This window comes from Lacticaseibacillus parahuelsenbergensis (assembly GCF_030770265.1).
Classification (GTDB): Bacteria; Bacillota; Bacilli; order Lactobacillales; family Lactobacillaceae; genus Lacticaseibacillus; species Lacticaseibacillus casei.
This window is the reverse complement of sequence record NZ_CP132482.1, coordinates 934134-957332: the sequence shown is the minus strand read 5'-3', so window position 1 is coordinate 957332 and position 23199 is coordinate 934134. Positions and strand designations below refer to the sequence as shown.

Here is a 23199-nt window from a genome sequence, read left to right as displayed (position 1 = left end):
TCTAATGGTGCCTGCCAAGTGTTGGTTTTTCCAGACTACAAACGCCGACAGAACACCGATCCCCCTACCACGGATCAGTCGCCTTCATAGGTTTCCAGCCGTGCGTCGAATTCTTCTTCGGATTCGTTCAACCGCATGACGTGAATATCTTCAGGATCAAAGGTTAATCCGACTGTTTCCCCGTCTTTTGCCGGATTTGTCGAGTGAATCAACCATTCGTTTTTCAGTTGATCGTACGCGACAATTTCGTAATAATCGCCGCGAAACAGTTGGGTATCAACTTCGACATTCACTTTGCCGGCGTCGGCTGCCGTAATGTCCAAATCTTCCGGGCGCAGGACAACTTCAACGGGTTCATTTGGCCGCATGCCGGCGTCGGCGCATTCAAACTGTTTGCCATTGAATTCAACCAGGAAGTCCTTAATCATATGGCCTGGGATGATATTGCTTTCACCAATGAAGTCGGCAACAAAGTGATTGACCGGTTCATCGTAAATATCCACCGGTGTGCCACTCTGCTGGACCTGGCCATCATTCATGACAAAAATTTCATCCGACAGTGCCAGCGCTTCTTCTTGATCATGGGTCACAAATAAGAAGGTGATCCCCAGCCGTTCCTGCAATTCGCGCAGTTCGTACTGCATATCCTTACGCAGCTTGGCATCAAGTGCTGACAATGGTTCGTCCAAAAGCAACACTTGCGGCTCAAGGACAATCGCCCGGGCAATGGCGACGCGCTGTTGCTGGCCGCCTGACAGCTCGGAAATCTCCCGGTCGGCATAACCTTGCAGCCGAACCATTTTAAGCGCATCCGTCACTTTAGTCTGAATCGTTTCTTTGCTCATGCGATGCAACCGCAATCCGAACGCAACATTGTCAAAAACGTTAAGGTGCGGAAACAATGCATAATCCTGAAAAACGGTATTCACTTTGCGTTGGTTAGCCGGGACATCGTTTATTTTTTTGCCATCAAAAAGCACTTCGCCTTCCGAAATATCCAAAAATCCCGCAATCGCACGCAAAATTGTTGTTTTTCCGGAGCCAGACGGACCAAGCAACGTATAAAATTTTCCTTGTTCGATTTCGATATTGACATCTTTTAATACTTGCGTGTCGCCATAACGCTTGCCGACATGCTTCAGTTCCACAATAATGTTGCTCAATGACCCCAACTCCTTATAGATAAGATGCTGTCGCAACCAGCAGGCACTTGCTGCGACCCGTTGCTGCATTCACCAATTGATGTTGCTTCGTCGCATGAAAATAAATGGTTTCGCCTTTTTTGGCAACATAAGCCTGATCGCCTAGCAGCAGTTTTACTTTGCCGCTGACAACGTAAACAAAGGTCTCGGCCGGGGACGGTTCAAAGGTTTTGAAAATGCCATCTGGGGCAAAATCAATCATCACCGGCTCCATCTCATTTTCATTACTTTCCGGCACCAGCCATTTCAGTTGATAGCCTTTATCCTCATCCAGATAAGTGACCTGGTCTTCTTCGTGGTAAACCAGCGAATCAACCGGCTCTTCCCGGAAAAAGTCTGCCGGAGACTCGCCTAGAACGCTCAGAATATCAAAGAAGGTCTCGAGTGACGGTGAACTCTGGTCATGTTCAACCTGCGAAATATACCCTTTCGATAAATCTGTCCGTTCGCCAAGTTCTTCCTGCGTCAGGTTTTTTCGAATACGCAGATCACGAATTTTACTGCCAATATCCATGGCACACCGCCTTTTTAGGTTTCGTTAAACTAAACTTCAAGTTTACTGACTCTGCCTATTATACAAATGTCATGCACCAACGCAAGCTTTTATAACTGAGATGGGCAGAAATATTTTTTCATGCAAGACTACGTGTCTGAAAATTTAATAAATACCGCCACAAATCGTTAGCAGCACAAAAAATGGCGGCATCACATTTTCCTTTGAGAAAACATGATGTCGCCATTCGTTTCTTAACCAAGAATCACACCAATCTTGTCAGTCTTCTAGAATCAAACTTCTTCTAAAGACGTCAGAGTCGCCGCATTTTCGGTAAAGTTGACATTTTGATTCAGCCGCTGGGCCATCGTCATGGTGATGTAGCCTTTTTCCATCAAATCATGGATAGCTGTTCGTTCTGCGGCAAACGCAATGGCACGCAATCGACTTAGCTCATGTTCGTACTGGGTGGATTTATGCGTATTCAACGCCTTGACCGAGGCGATGCGATTGCGGTACTGGACAATCAATGAATAAATCACCTGGCGATTGTAATGGTGGGCCTTGTTTTCTTTTTGCCGGAGAAATTTCGACAAGTACTTCAACCCGCCTTTTGCCGTTTCTTTTTCAATGAACAATTTCTCGTTAAAGAAGCGATGCGAGCGGTTTTGCTCACTGGCCACGGTGTACCAGAAGTGTGATAGTCGCAACGCGGAACGGTCAAAAAGCATGCGCAGCGTCGGCCGACCCGAGCGCTTAGCCATCGAGTCCAAATCATCCATTCGATGCTTTAATTGCTTGCGCGCTTTGGCGTAGCTTTTTGACATGATTTTATTTTCGCGCCACAAATCATCCAACGCATATAATTCGCCTTGAACCCCGACTTTGCGCAGGTCGAGTTCATCTTGGACCAGCGGTGGAATCGCTGCCCCGGTGTCTTCAGCCAGTTCCAGTCGCCGAATCAGATTTTGATACTCCGCGATGAGATCCAATGCCGCTTTTTGATTATTTTCCCGGCGCTCTGATTCAACGCGGCGCACAGCCATTTGGTACACAAACATCTGTGCCTGACTCAACGAAATAATCCGCACATCATTGGCGTGATCCTCATCAGCTTCAGTCTCATCATCGGTTGCTGCGATGGTGGAACCACGCGTTTGTAAAGGCGCGACAGATCGGGTTACGATTGGCAAGGCTATGATCGCAACAATCAGACTCAACACCACAACGCCGGCCGCGATAAATAACATCAGGCTGCGTTCTGGGAACGGATCACCATTGGCCAGTGCGGCTGGTACCGCAAATACCCCGACCAGCGTAATAGCGCCGCGCACTCCGGAAATGCCGCTTAACAATGCCGCGCGCCATGAAGGCTGGTTACCTTTTGATCGCACCGTCAGCAACATGTAGCCATAAATCCATAAGGTTCGTAAAATCAGAATGCCTAAATAGACCAACACGACAAACCCGAGTGCCTGTAACGTGCTGACTTCATGATCGGCAATCGTATCGCGCATCGCCACCGGAAGCTCAATGCCCAAAATCAGGAAAATAATCCCATTAAGCGTATAAACAATTAAATCCCATGTCCGCTCTGACACGATTCTTAACTCCGGTAACGCGGCCACATACCGATTGTGCTGCGTATTGCTCAGTAACCCCGCCACAACCACAGCAATGACGCCGGAAGCGTGCATGAATTCGTCAACAATCAAATAAATAAAAAATGGCGTTAACACCTGCAAAATCGTATGCAGAATCACATCATTGATCCCTTGTTGCAACAACCAGTTACGACTCAAGTTGATGATCCCGATTAAAACAAGCCCAGCCATTGCGCCAACTAACGCCACATAGAAGAAATCCTGGACCGCGTGTCCAAAAGCAAATGTCCCGGTCAACGTGGCGGCAATGCCATATTTGAAGCCGATCAAACCGCTGGCATCATTGATCAGGCTTTCACCGCTGACCAAGTGTAAGACCCCACTCGGCAGATGAGTCCGCTTGGCCAGGCTCTGAACCGCAATCGGATCAGTCGGACTAAGAATCGCCGCTAAGGCAAAACTCGCCGGTAATGGCAACGGCGGAATCAGAAAATGAATCAAATACCCGCCAACCAGCATTGTGGCAAAAACCAGAAAAATCGCATTGCCGATGATCGGGCCGCGCAATTCCCACAACTCCCGCCGCGGGAAATGGCGACCATCGTAATACAAAAGCGGCGCAATGAACAAGAGCATAAACCAGTCCGTCGCCAAATTTATCGTTAAATGAAAAAACAAAGCCGCGCCGAGTCCCAGCGCGACTTGAATCAAAGATACCGGGACAGCGACAATGTAGTGGCTGAGCACGTTTGACACGATGACCAGCGCCATCAAAAACAAGACGGCTTCGACTAAATGCATTGTGGGGCCCCTTTCTTTTATTTTGAATGTAGGCTATGACTGCAATGGTTCGCCAATGATGCGGACTTCAGTTTCCAAATCGACACCAAATTTGGCTTTAACCGTTTTCTGAATCAGGTGGATCATATCCAGATAGTCAGTGGCAGTTGCGTCGCCTAAATTGATAATAAAGCCTGCATGCTTCATTGAAACCTGCGCACCACCAATAATGTGGCCTTGCAGACCGGCTTTTTGAATCATCGGACCGACAAAATGATGCGGTGGCCGCTTAAAGACTGAACCACAGGACGGATATTCCAATGGCTGTTTAGCCGCCCGTCTTGCATTCAGCTCGTCCATTTTGGCGCGAACTGCCGGTTTGTCGCCGGGTTTTAGGGAAAAAGTAACGCTTAAGACAACATCGCCGGTATCCTGAACAATACTATGGCGATACCAGAACTTTAATTCGCGGTGGTTATAGGTTTTGAACTCACCTGCGCGCGTCAACACATGGGCGCTGCTGATGACATTGCAGACTTCACCGCCGTATGCCCCAGCGTTCATGAAAAGTGCGCCGCCGACACTACCGGGAATCCCGGCCGCGAACTCAAGACCGGTCAATCCGGCGCGATACGCAGCTTCGGTCGTGTCAATGAGGCGTGCGCCAGCCTGAGCCGTTACGGTGTTATCTGTCACCGTGATCTCGTTCATGGCCGTCAAAATCAAGACCAGTCCACGGATACCGCCATCGCGCACAATTAAATTACTTGCGTTTCCAATGACCGTTAAAGGCAAATGCTGTTCCCGCGCCGATTCAACCAGAGTCCGAACCTCGGCGACGTTTCTAGGAAAAGCCAGTAAATCGGCTGGCCCACCGGTTTTTGTAAACGTATAATGGCTTAACGGTTCATCATGCATAATGGTGATCCCTTCAAGCATCCGTGGTGCATCTACCACAACATCAGGTCCTTTCAAAAAGACTACTTATATATTTTAGCAGAATTTGACGCTTGTGAACACTTACCTCTCCGTGCGTTTGTTAGAAAAGTCTAGTAGAATAAAAGAGCAATGTAGCGATAGGAGTGAACGTTTTGAAATTAATTTCATGGAACGTGAATGGCTTGCGGGCCGTCTTAAAAAAAGACTTTATGACCATTTTTAATGAACTGGATGCTGATTGGTTTTGTCTTCAAGAAACCAAAATGCAGGAAGGCCAAGTGAAGCTTGATCTTCCTGGCTACTATCAGTATTTTAATTACGCGAAACGCAAAGGTTATTCAGGCACCGCGATTTTTACGAAACACAAACCGCTCAATGTGACTTACGGCATGGGCATTCCCGAGCACGATAAGGAAGGCCGCATCCTTACGCTTGAATATCCCAAGTTTTACTTGATGACGGTTTATACTCCCAACTCTGGCGGCGAGCTCAAGCGACTCGATTATCGCCAACAGTGGGATAAGGATTTTCGCGACTATACTAACCAGTTGGCGGCAAAAAAGCCCCTTGTCTATTGTGGTGATTTAAACGTTGCCCATGAACCGATCGACCTTAAGAATGATAAGACCAATCACCACAACGCTGGGTTCACCGATGAGGAACGTGCCGATTTTACCAAGCAGCTTAAGAGCGGCTTTATCGACACTTTCCGCCATCTGTATCCCGACACGGTCACTTATTCTTGGTGGAGTTATCGGTTCCACGCGCGCGCCAATAATGCCGGGTGGCGGATCGACTACTTTGTTGCCAGTTCAAACTTTCAGCCATATGTTAAAGATGCCAAAATTCTCACCGATATCATGGGCAGTGACCACTGTCCGGTTGAACTCACCACGCAGGATTTACTATAGGAGCGTCAATAATGGACTTTATTGCCATGGATTTTGAAACTGCCAATCGCAAACGCGCCTCAGCCTGTTCGCTTGCCTTAGTGGTCGTACAGCAAAATCGGGTTGTTGATAGTTTCTACACGCTCATCAACCCACAGATGCGCTTTGATCCGCAAAATATTCGCATTCACGGCATCACGCCGGATATGGTTCAGAACCAGCCGACGTTTGATCAGGTTTGGCCGCATATCCAGATGTTTTATACCCCAGGTCGCATCGTGACGGCCCACAATGCCCCGTTTGATGTGTCGGTGTTGCGCCTGACACTTGACCGGTATGGCATCGCTGCGCCGCGCTATCAGGTGATCGACACAGTTAAAACTTCCCGGCTATTTTTACCTAAACTGCCGAACCATCGTCTGGATACGGTCAGTGCTGCGTTAAAAATTCCACTGGAACATCACCACAACGCGTTGGCAGATAGTTATGCCTGCGCGCGGATTCTCATTGCCGAGAACGAACATTTTGGCGAAGCCCGAACGAAAGCTATGATGAAACTGGCTAAGGCGGGTTAATGACCAAGCAAAGCTTAGGCAATCGGTCTTCATGCCATGCCAAACTCCGCAATCTCCGGCCAGCCGGGGCTGGAACGTGGTGGGCACGACTTAGAGCCTCTGCAAAACCGGCAGAGTCTCTAAGCTCGGCCTTGTACTACGCCGGGAAGATCGCCCGGCAAGTACAATTGCACCACTGAGCCCCATCTGGCCTACGATTGCTCCGCTTTGGCACTCATATCTTAAATAACCCAACAAATTACCTTGGGGAAACAAAAGGTGAACATACTCTTATCGCTAGTATGTTCACCCTTTTATTATAGCTATGAATTATGACCCAGACTAAACTGATTTAGAAGATAGCTTTATCCTGCTATATCACTTTTTAGCAACGCTACGCTCTGACTTCCAGATGCTAAAGGACGTTTTCATCGACTGCCACAAGCCTGAACCGGAGTAAACCAGGACATTGTTCCGGTAGACTTTTACCGTAAACATGGTAAACAGCACGAGGAAGACGAGGCTGATGGCGACGCTGATCCACGCCTCGCCCATGCTGGCCCGACCCAGTGACATCTGGGTGGGCATCACGAAAACATTCAGGAATGGGACATAACTCGTAATCTGTGCCAAAGCCGAATCGCTTGATTGAGCCGCAATCGTGATGAAATACCCAATCAGCCCCAACATGCTAATCGGCATGGCCGCCTGCTGCACCTGTTCCTGATTGGAAACCAGCGAACCGGTCAGCGCAGCCAGTACTGAGTAAGTCAAGGTGCCGATGATGAAGAAAACGACAATCATTGCTGTGGTGCCAGACACCAGAATCGAGAAGTCAAACTGTTTCAAAACACCCGATACAAACGACTGGTTTTTGACGAATTGCCAACTGATCACCCCGGCAACCACATAAATTGCCAGCTGCGTCAGTAACAGCGCGAAGATTCCGGCCAGTTTACCGAAGAATTGGGTGGTTGCGCTCACCGAAGACAAAAGAATCTCCATGATGCGCGAGCCTTTTTCCGTGGCAATTTCCTGAGCAAGAATCGAGCCGTAAACCATGGTTACCATCAAGATTAAAATCATGGCGACAACCGCAACTCCGTGGTTCATCAGTTGCGTTGAGTTTGACTTGGTCACCTGTTTGCCGTTTTCAATGGCCACCGTTTTAGTGCTAACCATTGGCGGCTGCGTCAGCGCGCTGACTTGGGCTGTTGTGAGATGCATACTTGCTGCGGTGCTGCTAAGTTTCAAGCCGCTGAGTGCCGTAACCAAAGTGGTTTTATCAACCTCTTGGCCGTTATCCCGCGAAACATAGCGCGAGCGGAATTGATCTTTGGCATTGACAGTTAAAATACCATCAACTTTCTCATCGTTTAGCGCCGCATCGGCCTTTTTACTCGATGAGTACACTTTAAAATGCAAGTCATCGTTGTTTTGCTTACTTAATGCCTGACTGACCGCGCTGACATCGCTGACGACTGCCACTTGGGCGGGTGCCTGCGTTTTGGCAATGTAAAAAGCAATGCCGAATCCAATCGCCAGAAAAAGTAATGGCGATAAAACCAAAAAGATCCACGAACCGCTTTTGGCATTCTTTTTGTAAACCTGACTCATGACGACCCAGAATTTATGCATGTGTTTCACCCACTTTCAAGCGGAAAATCTCATCAAGCGTTGGTGGTTGTTGCCGAAATTCCGGTATGTACCCATTGGCAACCGCTTTTTCAAAAATCTGGCGGCCCACTGCCGGATCTGCCAGCGTCAATTCAAATTCCTGACCATGTTGACGAATGTTCGTCACGCCGTCAAAGGCTTGCAAATCATCTCGGGTTAAACCGGATTCAATGAAGAGCTTCGTCCGGCCAAAGCTTTCGCGGATGTCACCAACAGCGCCGTTTAAGACCATCTTTCCTTGTTTCAACATCACCAAATGATCCGAGATGGCTTCGACATTGGCCATATCGTGGCTGGAATAAATAATCGCCGCACCATTGTCTTTTAACATCTCAATCCCAGCCATTAGCAAGCTTGCATTGACCGGATCGAGCCCAGAGAAAGGCTCATCGAGGATCACCAGTTTAGGCATATGAATCATGGTCGCAATCACTTGCACTTTTTGCTGGTTACCTTTGCTCAGGTCCTTGATTTTATCGGTTGCCTTGCCTTTCACCTGAAAACGTTCCAGCCATTCGGGAATCCGAGCTTTCACATCCGCCGTCTTCATCCCGCGCAACCGGGCAAAATAAATAATCTGATCCTGCACGCGCATCTTCGGGTATAAACCGCGTTCTTCAGGCAAATAGCCGATGATGTCATAATCCTTGGCCGTTAACGGGTGGTCATTCCAGGTAATCGTTCCGGAGTCTGGGGTCAAAAAATTCAAAATCATTCGAAACGTTGTTGTTTTACCGGCACCGTTTTGGCCAATTAGTCCCATAATTTCGCCAGGCTTGACGGTAAAACTCACATCATCAACCGCCGTCATGGTGCCAAAAGTCTTGACGAGATCTTTAACTGCTAACATGGCACACCTACTTTCTTAATTCATATCATGCTCCACATTGCTAACAGTGTAGCATGTATACTTTGCTTATCAAAATATAATTTTTAACTATCATAGCCAATGATTAACCTGTTACACTAAAAATAGCACTAGAGCCACCACTGGTCTTAGTGCTATTTTGGTTGAAATTGAAATAAAAATCGGTGCCGCCAAACTTATTTTAAGCTTTGAAGCAATGTTTCATAGCGCTTACCCTGGGGAACAAATTCAAGATGACGGGTTGTATCCGACTGCTCATCTTTTTGAAAGTGCACCAGCAAATCGGCTTCGGGTTCGCTTGCACCCAGAAAATCCGGCCATTCAACGACCGAGACACCGTCGCCTTCAAAGTATTCTTCAAGTCCGAGGTCCTCGGCACCACCGTCTTCCAAGCGATAAAGATCCATGTGATACAGTGGCAGCCGACCGTGACGATATTCGCGAATAATCGTAAACGTCGGGCTTTTGACATAATCCGTAATACCCAGTCCCTTAGCCAAGCCTTTGGTAAAGCTGGTTTTGCCAGCACCAAGATCACCATCTAAGAGAAGGACATCCCCTGCCTGTAAATGCGGACCTAGCGAAGCGGCGAATGCCTGTAGTTCGGCTTCGCTGGTAAAATCCTTTTTCAAACTTGTCATAGCAAGGTCTGGGCCGCTGTAATAATGGCCAACTTGTAGACGTCTTCTTCCTTGGCGCCGCGACTCAGGTCGGAAACCGGCTGATTCAAGCCTTGCAGAATCGGGCCGATGGCTTCAAAGCCGCCAAACCGCTGGGCAATTTTGTAGCCAATGTTGCCGGATTGCAATTCCGGGAAAATAAAGACGTTGGCTTCACCGGCAACTTTGGACTCGGGCGCCTTTTGCTTGGCGACAGTCGGGACAAATGCCGCGTCAAACTGCAGCTCACCATCTAAAGCCAAATCCGGTGCCAGCTCGTGCGCCTTCTGGGTTGCGGCCACCACTTTGTCCACTTGTGGCCCTTTGGCACTTCCCTTAGTGGAAAATGACAGCAAAGCAACCCGCGGCGGATCGATGTCGAATAAAGCCGCCGTTTTCGCTGATTCAACCGCGATTTCTGCCAGTTGATCGGCATCCGGATCGATGTTAATCGCATTGTCCGCAAATAAGTACCGTTCATCCCGGCCACGCTGCATGATAAACGCGCCGCTAACAAGATGAACGCCAGGACGGGTCTTGATGATTTGTAAAGCCGGCCGCACGGTATCCGCCGTTGAATGCACCGCACCGGAAACCATGCCGTCTGCTTCCTTCATGTAAACAAGCATGGTGCCAAAATAATTGGCATCCTGGACAATCTTTTCCGCCTGTTCCGGAGTTGCTTTGCCTTTACGCCGCTCAACGAACGCGGTCACCATCTTGGCGTGAAGATCATCATGCTCAGGATCGCGAACCGTCAACTTGCTTAAATCCCAGCTTTTTTCGGTTGCCAGGTTATGAATTTTCTCAGGGTTACCCAGTACAATCGCCTGCACCAATCCATCGGCGGTCAGTCGTACCGCGGCTCCTAGAACACGCGGATCCTCGCCTTCCGGAAATACAATGCGCAAATGCTTGTCGTTAATCTTGTCTTTTAAGCTTTCAAATAAATCCAAATCTTATCCCTCCATAAAAGCGCTTTATTCCTTAACATCATACCGTTTTTATCGGGTCGTGACCAGCGGAAGACAATGGAAAAACACTTTGCGTGACTTGATTAACTCGCCGCAGTCACGGTTTCTGGCAGTTGCCAATTAATCGGCGTTTCGCCCATTTTCTTCAATGCTTCATTGGTACGGGAAAATGGTCGGCTGCCGAAAAAGCCGCGAGATGCCGACAACGGACTAGGATGGGCAGAGGCAATGATCGCATTTTTGCTGGTATCAATCAACGCGGCTTTCTTCTTGGCCGCATTGCCCCACAAAATAAACACAACCCCGCCACGCGCAGATAAAGCCGCAATTGCTGCATCGGTCAGCTCCTCCCAACCATGATTCTGGTGGGAATAAGCCCGGCCTGCCTGCACGGTCAAGACCGCATTCAGCAACAAGACGCCTTGATCGGCCCATGCCTTCAGATACCCGTGATGTACTGGCGGATAACCTAAATCGCTTTGTAATTCTTTATAAATATTTTGCAGCGACGGCGGCAATGCCACACCAGGCGCCACGGCAAAACTCGCCCCCACCGCCTGATGCGGATTATGGTACGGATCCTGTCCCAAAATGACCACTTTGACATCATGAAACGGCGTCCATTCGAATGCCTGAAAAATATGATGCATTTCCGGATAAATCGTTTTGGTCGTGTATTCTTCCTTTAAGAACTCATGCAGCCGGGCATACTCGGGACTTTCAAAAATCGGTTCCAGCACCGTCTGCCAATCATTATGTATTAATGTTTTCAAAAGCTGCACCTCCGCAAATAGTGTACAAGAATCCCTGCGCGTTTGCTACCGGGCAAGCGCTTTTCATGCTAAAATTAAGGACGTAATCGCACCATGACAAACCGGAGGGAACAGTAATATGATCAAACTTATTGCATCAGACATGGATGGCACGCTTTTGAATGACAAGATGGAAGTCTCAGACGAAAATGCCAAGGCCATTCGTGAAGCACAAGCCGCTGGTATCGAGTTCATGGTTGCCACCGGGCGCGGTGTTACCGAAGCCAAGCCATTATTGGCGGCACAGCAGCTAAAGCCGGCGTTCATCACGTTAAACGGCGCCATGGTTTTTGACGAGGCCGGCAAACCGGTTGTCACCATCCCTATCGCCGATGATTTAAGCCAGTACGTTATCGATACTTTACAAGCAGCCGACATCTACTTTGAAATCACAACTAACAAAGGCGTCTTTTCCGACAGTCGGGTTAAGCGCATTCAGAACGTGGCAGACTTGCTAGTCGATCTCAACCCTGATACCACTTACAAGCTCGCCGTTGCTTTGGCGGCTGCCCGGTTGGAAATCATGAATATTAATTATGTGGATGACTATCAAAAATTACTGGACGATCCGACGATTCAGATTATGAAAATCATCGCTTACACCGGCGAAACACCTGACATTTTAAAGGCCCCGGCTAAAGTATTTAAAGCGACCGGCAAATTAAGTGTCACATCCAGTTCCGTTAACAATATTGAAGTCAACAATATTAAGGCGCAGAAAGGTTATGCGGTTGAAGCTTATGCCAAACAGAAAGGGATCACAATGGATGAGGTCATGGCCATCGGTGATAATCTGAATGATGCCAGCATGATCAAAATGGCCAAATACGGCATCGCCATGGGCAACGCGATCCCTGAAATCACCGACTTAGCCTGGGGTACAACCGGCACCAATGGCGAAAATGGCGTTGCCGAGGCGATTCGCAAAGCCATTCGGATCAATAAAGCGGAAGCAACTAACGCGCGTTTCTAGGATTGACAGCTGAACCACATCATGCAAGCCTTCAAGGGAGGTTAGCAAATGGCGTTATATCTTGACATCAATGCATTGAGTACCGGCAGTCTTAGTGTGGTCAAAACCGACAATGGTAAGCCTGCCTACATTCTGACCGCCCGTCACGGTCTCATTAACGGTGGTTTCGATTTGAATACGCTCAGTGGCAACCCGTTAGGTTCGATCCGGCAGAAAACGGTTAGTGTTTTCCCGCGATATGATCTGTACATCGCCAACCGGAATGTTGCCAGCGTCAAAAAAATGTTCGGCGTCTGGCATCAATTTATTTTTATTTCAAAACTCAACTGGGTGGCTATGGGGAATCTCTTAAATAACCATTACCAGGTCTTCCACGGCGTTAAAACGATTTTCAGTGCTGAAGAAGTTGCCCCGGCGATCGTCAAGCTAACCATTCCTAACAATCGTGACATTCCAGCTGCAATCTTGCTAGCCGCCATCCTCGATCGCTTCCGCCACGTCGGCGTGGCCGATCCGCTCAAACGTTACGAGTATGGCCTGGACTTTCCGGATTAGCGGCTGGGTTTAAAAAAGCTCCTCAAACAAATAGACATCAGAGAAGGAAACGCATCTCTGATGTCTATTTGTTTAGTGCATTGTGTCTCTGTCCAAAAATCACAGCCGTTACTCACCCACTGGCCGAACCATATGATCATAGCGGTGACTGCCGATCATGAGTTCTCCATTTTTGACAAAGCCATTGCGTTCATACAATTTCTTGGCGCGCGGATTTTGCTGGTCGACATTCAAACTGACAACATCTGCTTTGCGTGAGCGGGCAACCGGGTCAACAGCTTGCAGCAATTTTGTGCCGATGCCATGGCCTTGAGCACTTGGCGCCACTGCCAGTGTGTCCAGATACCATTCTCCCGGGTAAGTTTCGGTATCCGTAAACAGCGAAGATTGTGGCGTTAAGCCCAGCTTTGGCAATAACGGTTGCAAGGCGTCATCAATGTGTGCCTCCTGTTCGTGCAGATATCCGACTGCGATGCCTTCAATTTTGCCATTTTGATCGGCCACGAGCATCTGGGGATAGCCGTAGCGATAAGTCGGCAGAAGAAATGCCTGTTGCAATACTGCATAAAGCGTCTTCTTCGGCACGCGCATCAGTTGCGGAATTTCCATTTCGGTAAAAACAATATCAATCAGCGGTGCCACCTGAACGGCATCCGCAGGTTTACTTGGACGTATAATCAAACAAATCGCTCCTTTTTCTTGTTGTTTATTATAGCAAAAAAAGCGAACGTTCGCGTGTTACCGCTTCCGAATCATTAATCAAATGTTTTTAAGCGAATAAGTCCAATTTTCCGCCGTTCTGGGTTAAAATATGTGAAGAGTTGTGTTGGCTTGCTGCCTACTAGATATAGTCAAGTGGTATAGCTACAACGCAATATCTTGTTCCAAATTTTCTTTTTGGCGCGACCCTGTTTGGCAAACCATGCGGGACCGACGAACGGAGGTGAGGAGCAGAAAACTATTTGAAGGAGCGTACTGGGTTGAAAGTTACTTTCAAGGACGTCACGATGTCCTACGATGGCAAGACAGATACCCTGAAGGATCTGAATTTTACCATTCCCGACGGCACGCTGGTTTCCCTGCTGGGTCCTTCCGGCGGCGGTAAAACCACAACGTTGAATTTGATTTCAGGGTTGTTGTCCCCTACTGCTGGGCAAATCTTTTTTGGTGACACCGATGTGACCAAAAAAGATGCCTTAGCCCGTAAAGTCGGCATGGTATTTCAGAACTACAGTCTGTATCCGCACTTGTCAGTGTTAGACAATATCGCCTTTCCGCTGAAAATGGCTAAAGTCAGCAAGGCCGAGCGCCACGCTAAAGCTAAGGATCTTGCCAAGTTGGTCCATGTCGAAGACCAGCTTGACAAGAAACCGGGTGCCTTGTCTGGCGGCCAACAGCAGCGTGTCGCTATTGCGCGGGCGCTGGCCAAATCACCAAGCCTATTGTTGCTGGATGAACCGCTCTCCAATCTTGATGCGCGGCTGCGAATCGAGATGCGGGAAGAGATTCGCCGAATTCAGCGCGAAACCGGCGTTACGACCATCTTCGTCACCCATGACCAGGATGAAGCCTTGCATATTTCCGACAATATCATGGTCCTGGCTAATGGGTCGATTCAGCAATTCAGTTCACCGCAGACACTCTACGATCAGCCTAATAACCTGTTTGTAGCTAAGTTTATCGGCGAGCCTGTCATTAACACCATTCCGGCACAGGCCTTAGCTGCCGATCTTGCAGGAGCCGTTCCGGAAGATATTTTGAAGCAAGCCGAAACCGCCGGCATTCGCAGTGAGGCACTCATCCCTTACGATGCCGGTGAGAATGTGTTGGCCAAACTCCATGGCAAGATTACCCAAAGTTCTAAATATGGCCGGGAAGCCACCGCCAATATTACTTACAACGGTGAACATCTCTTGTCGACCGAAATGGCCGGTGTTTCCGGTAGTCAACCGGAGTTGGATTTTTATCTCACCAAATCAGGATTCTTTCTCTTTGATCAGTCTGGCGCCTTGATTTTTGGTGGTGAAAGTCATGCTAAATGAAAAAGCCAGCTTAAAATCGACAGCCAAGGCAGCGTTGTATTTGCTGCCGATGCTCGTCATTACCATTACCTTTAACATCTGGCCGATCATCAATTCTTTTTTAATGAGCCTTTACACCAAGTATGACTTTTACACGGATAAGGTCAGCGGCTGGGGATTCGACAATTTCGTCTATCTCTGGAATGATCCTGACTTTCACCTTGCCGTTCGGAATACGTTGGTCTTCGTGGTCGGCGTCGTGCCGATAACGGTCATTCTGTCGCTGATCATTGCGTTGCTGCTGAATCAGGTCAAGATCATTTCCGGCTTTTTCCGAACCGTCTATTTCTTGCCGTTCGTTACCAGTACCGTTGCCATTGCCATGGTCTGGAACTGGATGTTTCATGGTAACTACGGCTTGGTCAATTACTTCTTGAGTTGGTTTGGCGTTCATCCGATCAACTGGTTGACCGATCCGCACTATGCCTTGTTGGCGCTGATCATTATGAGTATTTGGAAAAGTCTCGGTTTTAACATCATCCTTTTCCTGGTTGGCTTGAACAACATTGATCATGGCTACTATGAAGCAGCGGAAATTGACGGCGCGAATGCCCGCCAGCGTTTCTGGAACATCACCATTCCGATGCTTTCGCCGATTACCTTTCTGGTTTCGGTCAACGGGATTATCGGTAGCTTCAAAGTCTTCGATGAAATCTTTGCCTTGTTCCAGGGAACACCGGGACCGGGTAAGGCCGATTTGACGATTGTGTATTACTTGTACCAGAAGTTTTACACCGAGTATAAGTATCCGATTGCCGCGGCATCAGGCGTTGTGCTTTTCTTCCTCATCTTGCTCGTGACACTCGTGCAGTTGTGGTATTCGCGCAAGCACGTTCACTATTAAGGGGGGAAAGCAAAAAATGGCTAAAAAGCTCAGTAAGGTTTTACTTTATCTGATCGTTATTTTAGGGGCCATCACCATGCTGATCCCCTTCTTATGGATGATCTCGACGTCATTGAAAACAGCACCGGAAACCATTGCGGTACCGCCGATCTGGATTCCCAAGTCCCTGCAGTGGGGCAATTACGTCAAGGCATGGAACGAAGCACCGTTTGGTCAGTACTTTATTAACAGTATTATCGTCACGGTCGTCACCACGGTTGGCCAGCTTTTCACCAGTATTCTTGCCGCATTCGCCTTCGCACGGCTGAAGTTTTACGGCAAAAATATTTTGTTCATCATCTTTTTGGGAACGATGATGATTCCTGGGGAAATGCTGATCATTCCTAACTTTGTGACCCTGTCGCATTTAGGGCAAATCGACCACTACGGCGCGTTGATTCTGCCATGGTTGGCTAGTTTCTTTACAGTTTTCACGTTGCGTCAAACATTCCAATCCACACCGGATCAGATTTATTACGCTGCCAAAATCGACGGCGCCTCGGATTGGAAATATCTATGGCAGGTGCTCGTGCCAATGAGCAAGTCCACCATCACGGCGGTGACCGTCCTTCAAGTCATCGGTTCATGGAACGCGTTCATGTGGCCGTTGATCGTCACCAACTCCGATAAGATGCGGACCCTGCCAGTCGGTTTGCAGGCCTTCACGACCGATGCCGGCACACAATATCAACTTTTGATGGCGGCTTCTACTTTCGTCATCATTCCAATGGTCATTTTGTATATCTTCTTGCAAAAGTACATTATTGCTGGGATTTCTAAAGCTGGATTGAAAGGATAATCTATCAAAATGAAAAAGCAAAATTGGGTAAAACGAGTCTTACTTGCAATGCTGACGATCACACTGGTTGCTGTCTTAACCGCGTGTGGTAGCAACAGCAGCAGCAAATCCAGTTCCACGACTAAGAGCGATTCAGGCAAACGTGTCACCATCACCTTCTGGCATGGTATGAACGGCCCTTACCAAAAAGCCATCAACCAGATCATTACCGATTTCAACAAGAGTCAAAAGCAATACAAGGTTGTCGGAACCGCCCAAGGTAACTACACGGCGCTGCAGCAAAAGATTATGGCTGCGGCTAAGTCACGCAACCTGCCAACCATTGCCCAGACCACTTACACGACCGTTCCTGATTACGTTAAAAACGGATTTATCACCCCACTCGATCAGTACATGCTGAAGGGTGACAACAAGATGAGTGCCAGCGACTTGAAGGATATTTACCCGGCCTTCCTGTCAAGCTCGAAGTATCAAGGCAAGTACTACAGTGTACCTTTCTCCAAATCAACCCGAATCCTTTTCTATAATGAAGCCCTGATGAAGAAGTACAACATCGACAAGCCTAAGAGTTGGGAAGACATCAAGAAAGATGCCGACAAGCTGAAGGCTGACGGCGTTGCCGCAATCGGTTTTGACAAGAGTTTCGATATGGAATTCGAAGGCTTAGCCCGTCAAGCCGGCAATCCGCTCATTTCAGCCAAGCCATTGAAAGCCAATCTAGACAGTAAGAAGACCATCACCGCAGCCAACTTCATCATGGATATGGTTAACAATGGTGAAGCCAAAACTGCCGGTGAAGATATTTACGGCGACAAGAACTTCACTTCCGGCAAGACCCTCTTCTATGCCGGTTCAAGTGCCGGAATCACGAACATGAAGCAAAATGCACCTAAAGACTTCAAGTGGGGCACCATGCCGCTGCCAAGTTACAAAGGCAAGAAAGCGACCGAGCTTGCCGGTAACGATATCGTCCTCTTCAAGTCCGCTTCAACCGACCAGCAAAAAGGCGCTTGGGCATTCATGAAGTTCCTGCTATCTGAAAAGGAAACTTCCAAGTGGGCCCAGTTGACCGGTTATGTTCCACTGCGTAAGTCCGCGGTTCAATCAGCTGACTTCAAGAAGTATTTGAACGAAAACGAAACCAGCAAGGCTGCGGTTGATTCACTCGGCTTCGGCTTCCAGTCCACGGCATTCATCGGCTTCTCGGAATATCGTAACGATCTTTTGAACGCGGTCGATGCTATGCTGACGAAACACGAAAAACCGGAACAGGCATTAAAGACCTTGCAAGGCCAAGCTGAAACCATTATCAAGACAAACAAGTAAAGCAGCTCAATCATTCGCGTAGATGATTGAAGCTAAGCATTGTTTTAAATAGCGCCAGACATGATCGACCCCAGAGATGCACCGCGTCTCTGGGGTCGATTTGTTTCAAGCGATACCTGGCCGCTATGATTGCTCAAATGAAATTATTTATTTGCTTTTCAAACATCCGCGGAGTACGATTTAATGTTCTCAAAAATATTGACGAGACATTGGAGGAAATCACGTGACTACAATTCGCTTTTTAAATGGGTTAAATACCATTGGCGGAAATATTGTCGAGTTTGCCACTAAAACCAGCCGAGTCATCATGGACTTTGGGGTTGCGGCTGATTTAAGCCAGGAAACTGTAGCTTCGGCCCTCGAGCAGGGAAAACTGCCGCATGTGCCGGAACTCTTTTTCAATCAACCTGATCATTTTTCCGACGAAGCAATTTTTATCTCCCATCTGCATATTGACCACATGGGTGCTTTGCAATACTTGCAAAAAAACATCCCGATTTATCTTTCGGAACCGTCGTACCGCCTCTATCGACTGCTCATTCAGTTGGGTATCGAAAAACCAGTTGCGAACCTGCATCCCCTCGCTTTTGAAACCCCGCTTGCCGTTGGCGATCTGACGGTCACTGGGTTTCACAGCGATCACGATGAGCCGGGTGTCATGGCGTTGCTGGTCGATGACGGTTCGCGCCGTTTTGCGCATTCAGGCGATGTCCGCCTCAACGGCCCGCATGCTGATCGGGTTCACGCATGGGCCAAACGGTTTAAGGAAGAAAAAGTGAGTCTTTTGATGCTGGAAGGCACTAGTTTTTCGTTTGACACCCCGATTCCCGTTGAAGATCAGGATCATCCCAGTGTGCCATTGACGGAAATGAGTCTGCAGACCAAGTTTCAGCAATTATTGGCGGATAGCTCACAGCTCGTGGTCATCAACCCTTACAATCGCAATTACGAGCGCTTAGAGGCATTTCAAGTTTCGGCTCATGTCAATGGTCGGCAAATGGTTTGGGAGCCAAATGAAGCTGCCATTTTAACAACCATGACCGGCACGCAACCCGATGCCATTCTCGGCCAAACGATCCAGCTGACTGACATTGCCCAGCAACCGCAACGCTACATTCTTCAAAACAGCTTTGCAAATCTGGCCTCACTAGCAAACTTACCGATCAGCGCGTACGTCCACAGCAACGGCGAGCCACTGGGCGACTATGATCCGCGTTTCGCTCAGTTAAAAGATTGGCTAGCTGACCACCAGATTCCATTAGTGTTCATGAACGCCTCAGGCCACGCCGCTCGGGAAGATTTGCTTGGACTAGTCAAAGAAGTCAACCCGCGTGTCGTCGTGCCGTGGCATAGCTTCCATCCCGAACGCGAGGCTGACGCGATTGATGCCCAGACAAATGCCGATGTTCTATTGCCGGAAAAGGATTTGTATTACGATTTCGATCCTTTAACTGAAGAAGAATAGTTAGCAAAAAACAGGCTGCAAGAATACTTTGCAACCTGTTTTTTTAATGCTGGAATAGATCATCTACCGTTGTCTGCAACTGTTTGGCTAAAGCAAAGGCTAAGGAAAGTGTCGGGTCATATTTATTGTTTTCAATGGCGTTAATGGTTTGGCGTGTGACGTTAACAGCATCGGCCAATTCCTGCTGAGTCAGATTTTGCCGGGTTCGGAGTGTGCGGATTTTATTTTCCATGGAACACCAAAAAGAGCAATCCAAGCGTGAGTATGATCACTACTAGTGCAATTGTTAGATATAAAACCCGGCCTGGTCCTTTATCTGTTTGATCAGCATGATGCTTGAACCATTCATAACTGGCAATTTGAACAACCATAACAACATTGACCACAAAGAAATCGAAGTTAGTCTGTCCGGTTCGAATTAGTTCATAGATTCCACTAGACCACAGCATTAAAAACATCATCAGGTAAGCAATTCTAATTGAGCGGTCAGCAAACTTACGCTCCATTTCATCCATTTTTCTCAAGGAAGCCACCCCCTTAATGTCAAATTCTTTTTACATCACGATTATATACCACTCAAAATAGATGTCAAAAGTTTTTGACTTCAAACATAAACCATTTAATGATCCCCGCAGCATTTAAACCAGTAACCCACTAATGCCAAATTAAAAAAGAACCAGTCACTGACCGATCCTTTCAATAAAGCTCTTATTACGCTCATTACCGCCGTTCAAACGCCGCCACAATACGATCGTAATCCAGCTGATCCGTCGTTGACACGCGATAGTCGGCCGCGGCTAACTTGTCCGCATCCCCAATGCCCACCGCAAATTGGCCGGCCGCTTTGATCGCCGCAATGCCGATCGGTGCATCTTCAAAACTGATGACCTCAGCGGCTTGCAACTGCAACAACTGCTGGGCTTTGATATAAATTTCCGGATTGGGTTTGCCATGATGAAGGCTGCTCGGGTCAACGATGGCATCGAACTGTGAAGCTAAGCCCAGTCGCTGCAAAATCATTGGGGCGTTTTTAGATGCCGAAGCAATTGCCATTTTCAAGCGGTGTTGCTTGGCCTTTTCCAGTAACAACGGGATCCCCGGTAGGATATCCGCGGACGTAATGGACGCAACTAATGCCCGGTAGCGCAGGTTTTTCTCCTCCGCCAACGCCACCTTTTGCGCCTCATCATAATTCCGTTCCTGATGGCCGTACCGCAAAATCAGTTCAAGCGAGTCCATGCGCGCGCGGCCGCGTAACGCCGCATCGGCTTCAGGCGGCAAGTGAATGCCCAGCCGCTCAGCCAACTCATGCCACGCCGCTAAGTGGTACTTTGCCGTGTCGGTTAAAACACCGTCCAAATCAAAAATAAAGCCTTTAAGCATGGCCATCCTCCACTTCCAAGTGCACCGTTTTGCCATCAATAGTAATATCCAATGACGGTCCGGCCAGTAGTGAGACAGTGACCTTTTGCCCGACATCAACGGCTAATAAGCGCCCGCGATAGTTGAGTTTGAACTGATATCGGCGCCAATTTTTCGGCAACTGGGGGTGGAACCGCAACTGATCATGATCGTAGCGCATGCCCGCGAAGCCCTGCACGATCGCCAGCCAGCTGCCGCTCATGGACGTGATGTGTAGGCCGTCTTGCGTATCGTGATTGTAATCATCCAGATCCAAGCGAGCAGTGCGGGCGTAAAGTTCAGTTGCCTTATCGATTTTGCCGAGTTCAGCTGCCAACACTGCATGAATGGAAGGACTCAGCGAACTTTCGTGAACCGTGAGCGGCTCGTAAAAGTCAAAGTTGCGTTCTTTTTCCGCCTTGGTAAAGCGATCATTCAGGAAATACAAGCCTTGTAACACATCGGCCTGTTTGATGAACGGTGAGCGCAAAATGCGATCCCATGACCAATGCTGGTTAATCGGCCGCTGATCTGCCGGAATCGTGCTGGCAGGCCGCAAATCCTTATCCAGAAAGTCATCCTGTTGCACAAAAATGCCTAATTGATCATCGGTCGGATAATACATATGGTCGATAATCGCCTGCCAATGCTGCTTTTCCTGCTCGGTCACGGCAAGGGCAGTCACGACATCGGCATCGCCTTTTGCCAATCGTTCTAAGGTATACTGCAACTCCCACACGGCCATGGTGTTGGTGTACCAATTGTTATTGACGTTATTTTCATATTCATTAGGACCGGTCACGCCATGGATCATGTATTGCTGGGTGCGCTGGCTAAAATGAACCCGATCCGCCCAAAAGCGCGCGATCCCCACCAATACTTCCAGGCCGTCATGCTTCACATAACTCTCATCGCCGGTGTAAGCCGTATATTGATAAATCGCAAATGCAATGGCAGCGTTGCGGTGAATCTCTTCAAACGTAATTTCCCACTCGTTGTGACATTCAATGCCATTAAAAGTAACCATTGGATAGAGTGCGCCAGCCAAGCCTTGTTGGCGGGCATTGTGAAACGCCCCCGGCAACTGGTCATGCCGATATTGCAGCAATGCTCGCGTCACTTCCGACGGGGTCACAGCCAAATACATTGGCACGATAAATGCCTCCGTGTCCCAATACGTCGCCCCACCGTATTTCTCGCCAGTAAATCCCTTTGGCCCGATGTTAAGCCGCTTGTCTTCGCCGTAATAAGTCATAAAGAGCTGGGCAATATTAAACCGAATGCCTTGTTGAGCGGCCGGATCGCCTTCGATCACGACATCACTCTTAGCCCAACGCTGATCCCAGCGGGCAGTGTGCGCTGCCAAATGCGCTGCAAAGCTTTGGGCGGCTACTTGCTTCATCAGCTGAGCCGCTGTCGTTGCTTGGGCCGCCGGTGCAACATCACGGCTGGTGACCACAATCACGTCTTTTTCCAGTTGATAGCTCTGGCCTTCCGCTAGTTGCACAGCGACCTGCTCATGTAATTGACCGCTTGTTGTGGCGACCTGACCATTCACTGGCTGATCATTCACGCGCAACTGTTGCTTGAGCAAAACGGTAAACTGCGGTACCCCATAAGGATTAGGTTTAGTTTGCAGCTGAATACTTTTGGCTGCCGCATCTTCATGCAATGGCACCCAAAAGCGCTCATCATAATTGCTGTCTTCGTTGGTGACCTGACCATCCAAAGATGCATTAAACGTTATCGCAGCATGCCCACGCAACACTGTAGCCTTGACGCTCACAAACGCCGCTTCTTTAATCGTTTGGCTTAAAAACCGGGCAAATTCAAACCGCACCTCAACCCCATCGCCAATGTAAACAAAACGTCGCGTCAGCAAGCCTTGATGCAAATCCAGCGCAAGATAAAAATCCCGATACTGACTGGTTGCCAAATCCACCTGCTCGCCATTGACCGTAATTCCGATCCCCAGAAAACTCGGTGCATTAATCACCTTGCCAAAATATTCAGGATAGCCGATTTTCCACCAGCCAACCCGGGTTTTATCCGGAAACCAGACACCGCCTAAGTAAGTGCCTTGAAGTGAATCGCCACTATAGCCTTCCTCAAAGTTACCACGAAGGCCCATATAGCCATTGCCGACCGCCGTGATACTTTCCTGCAACCGCCGATCAATCTTATCCAAATGATGCGTGGCAACCAGCCAAGGATCAATTTCAAATAATCGTTTCAAATTTTTGCCCTCTCTATGCAAATTGAAC

The 23199-nt window shown here is 48.4% G+C and carries 23 protein-coding genes; 9 read left to right on the top strand and 14 right to left on the bottom strand.

All coding sequences use genetic code 11. From position 1 onward, the window contains the following. Positions 1-74 precede the first annotated feature (74 nt). The 4 genes from LACPH_RS04615 to murB form a co-directional block, all read right to left on the bottom strand. Positions 75-1163, bottom strand: a complete 1089-nt coding sequence (locus LACPH_RS04615) for an ABC transporter ATP-binding protein (RefSeq protein ID WP_274784626.1) — start codon at positions 1161-1163, stop codon at positions 75-77. A 13-nt stretch (positions 1164-1176) separates the two neighbouring features. Next, on the bottom strand, positions 1177-1716 hold the full coding sequence (locus LACPH_RS04610; protein WP_010489279.1) for a helix-turn-helix domain-containing protein: 540 nt from the start codon (positions 1714-1716) through the stop codon (positions 1177-1179). A 272-nt stretch (positions 1717-1988) separates the two neighbouring features. Then, on the bottom strand, positions 1989-4100 hold the full coding sequence (locus LACPH_RS04605) for a cation:proton antiporter (protein WP_049169927.1): 2112 nt from the start codon (positions 4098-4100) through the stop codon (positions 1989-1991). Positions 4101-4133: 33 nt separating this feature from the next. Further along, positions 4134-5036, bottom strand: a complete 903-nt coding sequence (murB, locus tag LACPH_RS04600) for a UDP-N-acetylmuramate dehydrogenase (protein ID WP_274784625.1) — start codon at positions 5034-5036, stop codon at positions 4134-4136. A 134-nt stretch (positions 5037-5170) separates the two neighbouring features. On the opposite strand from murB, the gene LACPH_RS04595 reads away from it, so the two are divergent. Then, positions 5171-5929, top strand: coding sequence for an exodeoxyribonuclease III (locus LACPH_RS04595; protein ID WP_274784624.1), 759 nt, complete (start codon positions 5171-5173; stop codon positions 5927-5929). Between the two features lie 11 nt (positions 5930-5940). Next, positions 5941-6483, top strand: a complete 543-nt coding sequence (locus tag LACPH_RS04590; protein WP_274784623.1) for a 3'-5' exonuclease — start codon at positions 5941-5943, stop codon at positions 6481-6483. 357 nt (positions 6484-6840) lie between these two features. Here the strand turns inward: LACPH_RS04590 and LACPH_RS04585 are convergent, their stop codons facing one another. From LACPH_RS04585 to LACPH_RS04565, 5 genes are all read right to left on the bottom strand, one after another. Beyond that, positions 6841-8100, bottom strand: a complete 1260-nt coding sequence (locus LACPH_RS04585; protein ID WP_306387303.1) for an ABC transporter permease — start codon at positions 8098-8100, stop codon at positions 6841-6843. Then, positions 8093-8989, bottom strand: coding sequence for an ABC transporter ATP-binding protein (locus LACPH_RS04580; protein WP_274784621.1), 897 nt, complete (start codon positions 8987-8989; stop codon positions 8093-8095). The genes LACPH_RS04585 and LACPH_RS04580 overlap by 8 nt, the downstream gene beginning before the upstream one ends. Before the next feature lie 194 nt (positions 8990-9183). Further along, on the bottom strand, positions 9184-9648 hold the full coding sequence (gene tsaE, locus LACPH_RS04575) for a tRNA (adenosine(37)-N6)-threonylcarbamoyltransferase complex ATPase subunit type 1 TsaE (protein WP_047105826.1): 465 nt from the start codon (positions 9646-9648) through the stop codon (positions 9184-9186). Continuing rightward, on the bottom strand, positions 9645-10622 hold the full coding sequence (pta, locus tag LACPH_RS04570; protein WP_274784620.1) for a phosphate acetyltransferase: 978 nt from the start codon (positions 10620-10622) through the stop codon (positions 9645-9647). Before pta ends, tsaE begins: the two co-directional genes overlap by 4 nt. Positions 10623-10723: 101 nt before the next feature. After that, positions 10724-11413 (bottom strand): uracil-DNA glycosylase, encoded by a 690-nt coding sequence (locus LACPH_RS04565; RefSeq protein WP_010489295.1) that lies wholly within the window; start codon positions 11411-11413, stop codon positions 10724-10726. Between the two features lie 118 nt (positions 11414-11531). On the opposite strand from LACPH_RS04565, the gene LACPH_RS04560 reads away from it, so the two are divergent. Together LACPH_RS04560 and LACPH_RS04555 are read left to right on the top strand one after the other, a co-directional pair. Further along, on the top strand, positions 11532-12425 hold the full coding sequence (locus tag LACPH_RS04560) for a Cof-type HAD-IIB family hydrolase (RefSeq protein ID WP_010489297.1): 894 nt from the start codon (positions 11532-11534) through the stop codon (positions 12423-12425). A gap of 48 nt (positions 12426-12473) precedes the next feature. Next, on the top strand, positions 12474-12980 hold the full coding sequence (locus tag LACPH_RS04555) for an LURP-one-related family protein (protein ID WP_010489299.1): 507 nt from the start codon (positions 12474-12476) through the stop codon (positions 12978-12980). Between the two features lie 108 nt (positions 12981-13088). Here the strand turns inward: LACPH_RS04555 and LACPH_RS04550 are convergent, their stop codons facing one another. Beyond that, positions 13089-13661, bottom strand: coding sequence for a GNAT family N-acetyltransferase (locus tag LACPH_RS04550; protein WP_274784619.1), 573 nt, complete (start codon positions 13659-13661; stop codon positions 13089-13091). Positions 13662-13960: 299 nt separating this feature from the next. On the opposite strand from LACPH_RS04550, the gene LACPH_RS04545 reads away from it, so the two are divergent. From LACPH_RS04545 to LACPH_RS04525, 5 genes are all read left to right on the top strand, one after another. Further along, the gene (locus LACPH_RS04545) at positions 13961-15022 is read left to right on the top strand and encodes an ABC transporter ATP-binding protein (RefSeq protein WP_010489303.1); all 1062 of its coding nucleotides are present in this window, start codon (positions 13961-13963) and stop codon (positions 15020-15022) included. Beyond that, the gene (locus LACPH_RS04540) at positions 15012-15905 is read left to right on the top strand and encodes a carbohydrate ABC transporter permease (RefSeq protein WP_049172338.1); all 894 of its coding nucleotides are present in this window, start codon (positions 15012-15014) and stop codon (positions 15903-15905) included. The genes LACPH_RS04545 and LACPH_RS04540 overlap by 11 nt, the downstream gene beginning before the upstream one ends. Positions 15906-15921: 16 nt before the next feature. Further along, a complete protein-coding gene (locus LACPH_RS04535; RefSeq protein WP_039638850.1) occupies positions 15922-16743 on the top strand; it encodes a carbohydrate ABC transporter permease in 822 nt (273 codons plus the stop codon). Between the two features lie 9 nt (positions 16744-16752). Further along, positions 16753-18069, top strand: coding sequence for an ABC transporter substrate-binding protein (locus tag LACPH_RS04530; protein ID WP_049172334.1), 1317 nt, complete (start codon positions 16753-16755; stop codon positions 18067-18069). A 223-nt stretch (positions 18070-18292) separates the two neighbouring features. Beyond that, a complete protein-coding gene (locus LACPH_RS04525) occupies positions 18293-19534 on the top strand; it encodes an MBL fold metallo-hydrolase (protein WP_274784617.1) in 1242 nt (413 codons plus the stop codon). A gap of 43 nt (positions 19535-19577) precedes the next feature. Here LACPH_RS04525 and LACPH_RS04520 read toward each other — a convergent pair whose 3' ends face one another. The 4 genes from LACPH_RS04520 to LACPH_RS04505 all read right to left on the bottom strand — a co-directional run bounded on the left by LACPH_RS04520 (position 19578) and on the right by LACPH_RS04505 (position 23171). Beyond that, the gene (locus LACPH_RS04520; protein WP_010489313.1) at positions 19578-19766 is read right to left on the bottom strand and encodes a helix-turn-helix transcriptional regulator; all 189 of its coding nucleotides are present in this window, start codon (positions 19764-19766) and stop codon (positions 19578-19580) included. Next, the gene (locus tag LACPH_RS04515; RefSeq protein WP_225421684.1) at positions 19756-20049 is read right to left on the bottom strand and encodes a hypothetical protein; all 294 of its coding nucleotides are present in this window, start codon (positions 20047-20049) and stop codon (positions 19756-19758) included. Before LACPH_RS04515 ends, LACPH_RS04520 begins: the two co-directional genes overlap by 11 nt. Before the next feature lie 205 nt (positions 20050-20254). Further along, entirely contained in the window at positions 20255-20917 is a 663-nt protein-coding gene (gene pgmB, locus LACPH_RS04510; RefSeq protein WP_274784616.1) for a beta-phosphoglucomutase, read from the bottom strand. Further along, positions 20910-23171, bottom strand: a complete 2262-nt coding sequence (locus tag LACPH_RS04505; protein WP_274784615.1) for a glycoside hydrolase family 65 protein — start codon at positions 23169-23171, stop codon at positions 20910-20912. The genes pgmB and LACPH_RS04505 overlap by 8 nt, the downstream gene beginning before the upstream one ends. Positions 23172-23199 lie beyond the last annotated feature (28 nt).